We start from the raw sequence: 7,373 nt of genomic DNA, 5'->3' as shown, positions 1-7,373 counted from the left end.
GGAGATTTACACCAATCCACAGCATCCCTTACAGTGTAGCACACAGCCCTTGGAGAGGGGCTCTAATAACTACTACTCTATAATACAAGGAGATTCACAACCAATGAGCATCAAAGTAATGGGAATTACTGCCGGACGGAAAAACGGCAACAGCGAGATTTTGCTGAAGGAGGCCCTCACCGCCTGTGAAGAGGCCGGCGCCGAGGTAACCATGATCAACCTGCGCGACTTCAATATTCTGGACTGCACCGGCTGCACTGCCTGCACCAAGGCTATGTCGCAGGGCAAGTATGCCGGCTGCACGCTGGATGCGAAGGACGACAAAAAGAGAATCATGGACGTAATGCTCGCCCAGGACGCGGTGATCTTCTCGGTTCCCACCTACGATCTGATGCCCGCTTCCTCCTACCTGACCTTTGCTCATCGCAGCCTGAGCTACGAAACCTCCTTTCTGGAAACCATCGGCGCCATCGAGCATCGGGATCGGGTAGCCGGCCTGATCTCGGTGGGCGGTTCCACCCGCTCCTGGCAGTCCATGGCGCTGGAAGGTCTGCAGGCCACCATGTTCATCACCGACATGAAGGTTGTGGATATGCTGCTGGCCACCCGCGTTCCTGCCCCCGCCCAGTGCCTGCTGGACGATGAGCTGCTGGCCCGTGCCCGCCTGCTGGGCCAGCACATCATGGAGGCTGCCGCCACCCCCGCTGAGGAGCGCAAGTGGCTGGGCGAAGAGGATATGGGCTGGTGCCCCAACTGCCACTGCAACGCTCTGGTGCTGGGTGAAAAGCAGTGGGACGGCCTGCATTATCCCATCGAGTGCCAGGTGTGCGGCGCCGGCGGTACTCTGGAGCAGACCGAGGACGGCAAGTGGAAGTTTGTAATTCAGGAGAACGGTCTGCTGAAGGATCGCACCACCGTGGCCGGTCGCGCCAAGCATCTGGAGGAGATTGCCCAGACCCAGGGCGGCTTCTTCTCTGACCCCGCCAAGATTCAGCTGGTGCAGCAGCGCAAGCAGAAGTATGCGGAAAAGAAGTTCAAGGGCATCGACTGAGCCCCACAGAAAGGAGCGCCAAACATGAGCGTTACGATCGAGATCGACGGCAGACAGCTGACCGTGCCCGAGGGCATGAATTTGCTGGAAGCCGCCCTGCAGAACGGGATCTATATCCCTCATCTGTGCCATCACCCGGATCTTCCAGATCTGGGCTCCTGCCGGTTGTGCATCGTTGAGGTGGAGGGCATGGAAGGCGTGCAGCCCTCCTGCAAACTGAAGGCCAGCGAGGGCATGAAGGTCATCACTGACAGCCCCCGCATCCACAGTCTGCGCAAGCTGGCCATGGAGCTGTTGCTGGCAGCCCATCCGGAGGACTGCTCCACCTGCCCCAAATACGGCCGCTGCGAGCTGCAGACTCTGATTCAGTACATGGGCGTTTCCGCCACCCGGATGAGCGCCCGCATCAAGGGCTTTGCCCAGAACGATAAAAACCCGCTGCTCATTCACGACATGAACCGCTGTGTGCTGTGTGGCCGCTGTGTGCGCGCCTGCGGCGATCTGCGGGGTGTGGGTGTGCTGCAGTACAACAAAAAAGAGCTGGAAACCTATGTGGGCACCCTGCATGACAAGCTGCTCACCGACGCGGACTGCCGCTTCTGCGGTGCCTGCGCCGAGGTTTGCCCCACCGGCACCATCCGGGATCTGGTGGAGTTCACTCCTGTGGAGAAAAAGGACACCCTGATCCCCTGTCAGGCCACCTGCCCGGCCCATACCGATGTACCCCGCTATGTACGTCTGGCTAAGGAAGGCCGCTGGGAAGAGGCGCTGGCCGTGGTACATGAGCGTCTGCCCTTCCCTGAATGTCTGGGCCGTGTATGCGCTCATCCCTGCGAGAGCAACTGCCGCCGCGGCGAGGTGAACGAGCCGGTTTCCATCCGGAACATCAAGCGATATGCAGCCGAGCATGCAGGCGGTGAGCTGTGGAAGAAGAACAGCAAGCACCTGCCTGCCACCGGCAAGCGGGTCTGCGTGGTGGGCGGTGGCCCGGCCGGCATGACTGCGGCCTACTATCTGGCCAAGCAGGGGCACAGCGTGACCCTGAAGGAAGCCTATCCCACGCTGGGCGGCCAGATGGCTTATGGCATTCCCTCCTATCGTCTGCCCCGCGTAGTGGTGGCCAAGGAAGCCGCCTATCTGAACGACGTGGGCGTTTCGGTGGAGACCGGCTGCCGGGTGAGCGATTTCAAGGCACTGAGCGCGGAATACGACGCGGTGCTGCTGGCACTGGGCACCCATCAGGGCGTTCGCCTGCCCATGGAGGGCAGCGAGCTGCCGGGTGTACTGCTGAACAGTGATTTCCTGCGGGATGCCTCCATGGGCGTGGAAACCGGCATGGGCAAGCGGGTCATCGTGCTGGGCGGCGGCAACGTTGCCTTCGACTGCGCCCGCACCGCCCGCCGGCTGGGCGCCGAGGAGATTCATCTGGCATGCCTGGAAGCCCGTGAGAAGATGACCGCCGACGAGGAGGAAATCGAGCAGGCGCAGGAGGAAGGCATCCAGATCCATCCCGCTCATACCTTCGAGGCCATTCTGGGTCCGGATCGGGTTTCCGGCGTTCGGTTCTGCAATGTGAAATCCTTTACCTTTGACGAAAACCGCCGTGCGGTGATCGAGAAGGAGGAAAATTCCGAGCATGTGATTGAGGCCGACACCGTGATCTTTGCGGTGGGTCAGCGCACGCAGATCAGCCCTGAGGCAGGTCTGGAGCTGGGCCGCGGCAATTCCATCGCCGTGCAGCCCGGCAGCCTGCGCACCAGCGTGCCCGGCATCTACGCCTGCGGTGATGCGGTGTACGGCACCCGTACCGTGATTCAGGCAGTGGCCGCCGGTCGTGACGCTGCCAGCGAGATCGACAAGGCGCTGGGTGGCAGCGGCGATATCTCCGAGGTTCTCGCCCCGGTGGAGATGCCGGATGCCTTCCTGGGCCGTATTGAGGGCTTCGGCCATCAGGCCCGCCAGCCCGAGGTTGTGCGCGACGCGGCACTGCGCGAGAACAATTTCGACGCGGTGAGCTTTGGTCTGGCCGATGAGGGCGTGCGTCAGGAGGCGGGCCGCTGCCTGCAGTGTGACCTGCGGTTCACCATTACCCCGCCCCGTATCTGGAGCGATTACGATCAGAACGGAAAGGAGGCACAGCAATGAGCCTGCTGATGAACAACACTGACGCACTGGTTCAGCTGCGCAGCTGCGACCGTGCCCGTCTGGAAGAACTGTTCGGCACCATGGCCCCGGTATCCGGCCGTGTGGTGGGTGCGCTTTACAACGCAGACACCGAGGGCATGAAGAACATGCTGCTGCATACCAATCCCGCCGGTGTGGTGGCCGGTTTGAAGATCGCCGCGCTGCTCACCGGAGCCTCCGGCGCAGAGCTGGTGGTTCGCTGCGAGGTGGATCGCCAGACTTTGCTGGCCAACGCCGGAACGGTGGATTTTCCGCTGGAGATCACGCAGGCGGCACTGGTAAACAAGGCGCTGCATAAAACAGATCTGCTGCTGGATCTGGAGCAGCTGGCTGCCATGGCCGACCGACTGACCGGCGCACAGCCCGGTCTCCTGGTGGCCGTGGGCGACGCCACCCCCACTGAGTTCCCTGCTGACACTCTGTTGACTGACATTCTTCCTGTCGGTAAGGGATTGCTGGTTGATCACCGGTTCTATTCCGCTCAGCAGCTGGAGGGCATGACCCTGGCCAGTCTGGCCAGCCGCAGCGGCGTGCTGCGGCCCATGACCGACCGGGACTGCCCGGTGGATCTGGCCAAAAAGGAAATGCTCACCCTGCGCCGTCAGAGCTGTGGCAAGTGTACCTTCTGCCGGGAGGGCCTGTATCAGCTGAGTGAGATCTTCGAGCGCATCTCGCTGGGCCGTGCAAAAACCGGCGACCTTGATCTGGCCGAGGAAATCGGCCAGGCGATGACCGTTTCCTGCAACTGCACGCTGGGTGAGGAGGCTGCTCTTCCCGTTCTCAGTGCAATGGATGCCTTTGCCGCTGAAACCCAGGCCCACGTTCGCCGCAAGGAATGCGCCGCCAACGCCTGCCTGGCTCTGACCCAGTTCTATGTGGATCCCAAGCTGTGCAACGGCTGTGGCAAATGCGTTTCTGTCTGCCCCAAGCAGTGCATCGAAGGCGGCGAGGGACTGGTGGCCGTGATCGACAATTTCGATTGCAGCCGCTGCGGCGAATGCCTGCCCGTCTGCGAGCAGCAGGCCATCAAACGCACCAGTGGCCGGCTGCCCAAGCTGCCTTCCTTCCCTGTTCCCGTAAAGGGTACGGCTCCCGCCGCGCAGGCGGAAAGTGAATCTGCTCCGCTGCCTGCTGCCAAGCGCAAGCGGGTGTTCGCCCGCCCTGCCAAACCTCAGGTTGCCCCGGTGGAGACCCCGGCGGCTCCCGTCAACCAACCCAAACATGTTGAGGTGAATATCATGAAAACCATCGAAACTGATATCGTCATCGTCGCCGGCGGCCCCGCCGGTCTGGCCGCTGCCATCGCCGCCGGCGAGCAGGGCATGAAAACCGTGATTCTGGAGAAGTCCAGCGCCACCGGCGGCGCTGCCAACATGGGCATGGGTCCCCTGGGCATCGACACCAAGATCCAGAAGGCCGCCTTCAACAATCTGGGTGTGGACAAGGCCATCCAGATGCACATGGAATACACCCACTACCGGGTGGACGAGGATCTGGTGCAGGCATACTTCCACAAGAGCGCCGACACCATTGAATGGCTGGAGGAGATGGGCGTGGAATTCGCCGGTGCCTTCCGTTACTTCAAGGAATCCGAGGCAACCTGGCACATTGTAAAGCCGGAGAACGGCGTGATCGGCCCCCGTGCCGCCAGTGCCATGGTAAAGGCCATGACCCAGCGTGCCAAGGAGCTGGGCTGCGAGATCCTGCTGGAGACCGCCGCCACCTCCCTGATCACCGAAGAGGGCAAAGTCTGCGGTGCGGTAGCCGTGGACAAGGACGGCAATGGTCTGGAAGTTCGCGGCAAAGCCGTGATTGTGGCCACCGGCGGCTTTGGAAACAACCCGGAGATGATCGAAAAGGAATTCGGCCTGCACATCGGCAAGGACTACTTCCCCTTCCGCATCCCCGGCATCACCGGCGACGGCCTGAATATGATGTGGGAAGTGGGCGCGGAGAAATTCGGCGCCAACATCGAAGCCATCTATCAGCTGCCCGATAACCTGAACTGGTTTTTGCTGGATGCCGTGCTGCGTCAGCCCAACCTGATGGTGAACCAGCTGGGCGAACGCTTCATGAACGAGGGCGATTTGGGCAACACCACCTATGCAGGCAACGCACTGGCACTGCAGCCCGGCAACTACGGTTACTGCATCATGGACGAGGGCATTCTGAAGGAGTACAAGAAGAACGGCCCGGACATCGTGGACATCGTACATCCCGCCGAGGCTTTCCTGGCCTTCGAGGGTCAGGCTGCGCAGGCTGTGGAGCAGGGCTATGAGGCCTACTTTGAGGCCACCACTGTACCTGAGCTGGCCGAAAAGCTGGGCATCGATCCGGACGTGCTGCAAAACACCATCGACGAGTACAACGCCATGTGCCGCTGCGGCGTGGACAGCAAGTTCCACAAGTCCCAGAAGTACCTGCACCTCATCACCGGCAAGGGCAAATATCTGGTGGGCAAATATTACCTGGGCGCCTACGGCACCGTGGGCGGCGTGCGCATCAACCGCTACTGTGAGGTTCTGGACAAGAACCACATGCCCATCGCGGGCCTGTACAGCGCCGGTTCCGACGCCAACACCATTTATGGCGACAGCTACAATTTCACCCTGCCCGGCAACTCCATGGGCTTCGCGGTGAACACCGGCCGTATGGCGGGCGAGAGTGCTGCCCAGTACATCGCCGACTGCCAGTAACCGGAGGCACGGCATGCAAAACAAAGCACAAACCCTGACCCTTGCGCTTTGCATCGCGCTGCTGCCGCCCATCTGGGCGGTGGCAGCGCCCTACCTGAACGTGACCACCGGTGCGGTAGCTCTGATCTGCGCCGGGCTGTGTGCCGCCAACGGCGACAAGGCCAGCGATGCAGGCCGCATTTCGGCAGGTTTTCTGCTGGGCGATGCCTGGGCCTGTCTGGCGCTCTGGATCATGGATCACCTGCCCTTCGGCGCGGATCTGAACCTGTTCTGTACCCTGTTTGTGCTGGGCGGGCTGGCCGTGCTGCTGAGTGCGCTGGCACCCCGGTTCATCTTCTGCCCCGCCTGGCTGTGCGGCTGGGCCATTGGTCTGACCATTCTTTCCCCGGTCGGATTTTCCGGAATGGGCAGTTTGCCTCTTCAGATCGGCGCAGCAATGCTGGTGGGCGTATGGTATGTGGGCGTATTTTTGAACCTGGTGCAAAAGCGGCTTGTACGTCTTTTTACGAAACACTCCGATTCCAAGAGGTGACATGATATGAACAAAGCAGTTGGCGTAAGCCGGGAAGAGATGACTCTGCCCTATTACAAATTCTTTGAGCAGCCGCTGGCCGAGATTCCGGCAGAAAAGCTGGAAATTCTGAAAGGCGACCCCTCTGCCCTGCCCGCGGTTCCCTTTGAACAGCGCAACCTGTTCCTGACCGGAGAGGACAAGGACTTCTGCCAGCTGGGATATGGCGTTATGCCGGACGGCACCGGTTTCGTGTGCAACCAGACCTACATGCCCGGCGTGACGGGCGAGATGCTGGACTGGTGGTTTCCCTGGCACAGCGTGGGCTCCGATCTGCGCTATAAAATCTGAGACAAGGAGGATCACTATTTTGCACGGGCCGACCGGGCAGACTATGTCTGCGACCCGAACGTGCCGGTGAACCAGAAAACCTGGGGCGTCAACCACTACATTCTGGAGGACATGGGCCCGGGGCCGGAATTTCTGAAGCTGTGCTTCAAGAGCCCGGCGGATTTCGGCTACGACCCGGCGCTGGTGGGAAGCGCACAGTGCCAGTCGCTGGTGTGCGCCATCGGCGAGGGCAACTGCGCCGCCGCCATGACTCACAAGTGGTACCCCTACAAGGATGGCGTAATGTTCTGCTCCCGGTTCTGGATTGGTTACGCGCTGATTGACGGCGTTTACAAAAAAATTCTTCCGGAGGGCGTACGCCTGCCCGAGATTGTACCCCAGGGCCTGTTTGCCCACAACATCAAGGAATTTTCCAATCTGGCTGCGATTCTGCCCCGTCTGTGGGCCGAATGCCCGGAAAGCCTTGGTTTCTGATCCATACAGAAAAGGGGCTGTTGCAAAACGGAAGTTGAGCAACAGCCCCCACTTTTTGTGAAAAGCAGGATCGGAAGAGACTTTTTCAAGAATTTTAGGAGAAATA

General features: G+C 60.8%; 4 protein-coding genes and 1 pseudogene. All 5 read left to right on the top strand.

What is annotated here, in order from left to right; translation table 11 throughout:
• The first annotated feature begins 103 nt into the window (after positions 1-103).
• A complete protein-coding gene (locus tag EDD77_RS17565; protein WP_058963061.1) occupies positions 104-1,051 on the top strand; it encodes a flavodoxin family protein in 948 nt (315 codons plus the stop codon).
• A gap of 24 nt (positions 1,052-1,075) precedes the next feature.
• Positions 1,076-3,196, top strand: coding sequence for an FAD-dependent oxidoreductase (locus EDD77_RS17560; RefSeq protein WP_058963062.1), 2,121 nt, complete (start codon positions 1,076-1,078; stop codon positions 3,194-3,196).
• Positions 3,193-5,931, top strand: a complete 2,739-nt coding sequence (locus tag EDD77_RS18775) for an FAD-dependent oxidoreductase (protein WP_077138475.1) — start codon at positions 3,193-3,195, stop codon at positions 5,929-5,931. Before EDD77_RS17560 ends, EDD77_RS18775 begins: the two co-directional genes overlap by 4 nt.
• Before the next feature lie 13 nt (positions 5,932-5,944).
• The gene (locus EDD77_RS17550) at positions 5,945-6,463 is read left to right on the top strand and encodes a DUF1097 domain-containing protein (protein WP_058963063.1); all 519 of its coding nucleotides are present in this window, start codon (positions 5,945-5,947) and stop codon (positions 6,461-6,463) included.
• 6 nt (positions 6,464-6,469) lie between these two features.
• Positions 6,470-7,267: pseudogene (locus EDD77_RS17545) on the top strand (DAPG hydrolase family protein).
• Positions 7,268-7,373 lie beyond the last annotated feature (106 nt).

The organism is Allofournierella massiliensis (assembly GCF_004345265.1).
Lineage (GTDB): Bacteria > Bacillota > Clostridia > Oscillospirales > Ruminococcaceae > Allofournierella > Allofournierella massiliensis.
This window is presented reverse-complemented; position numbering and strand designations above follow the sequence as displayed.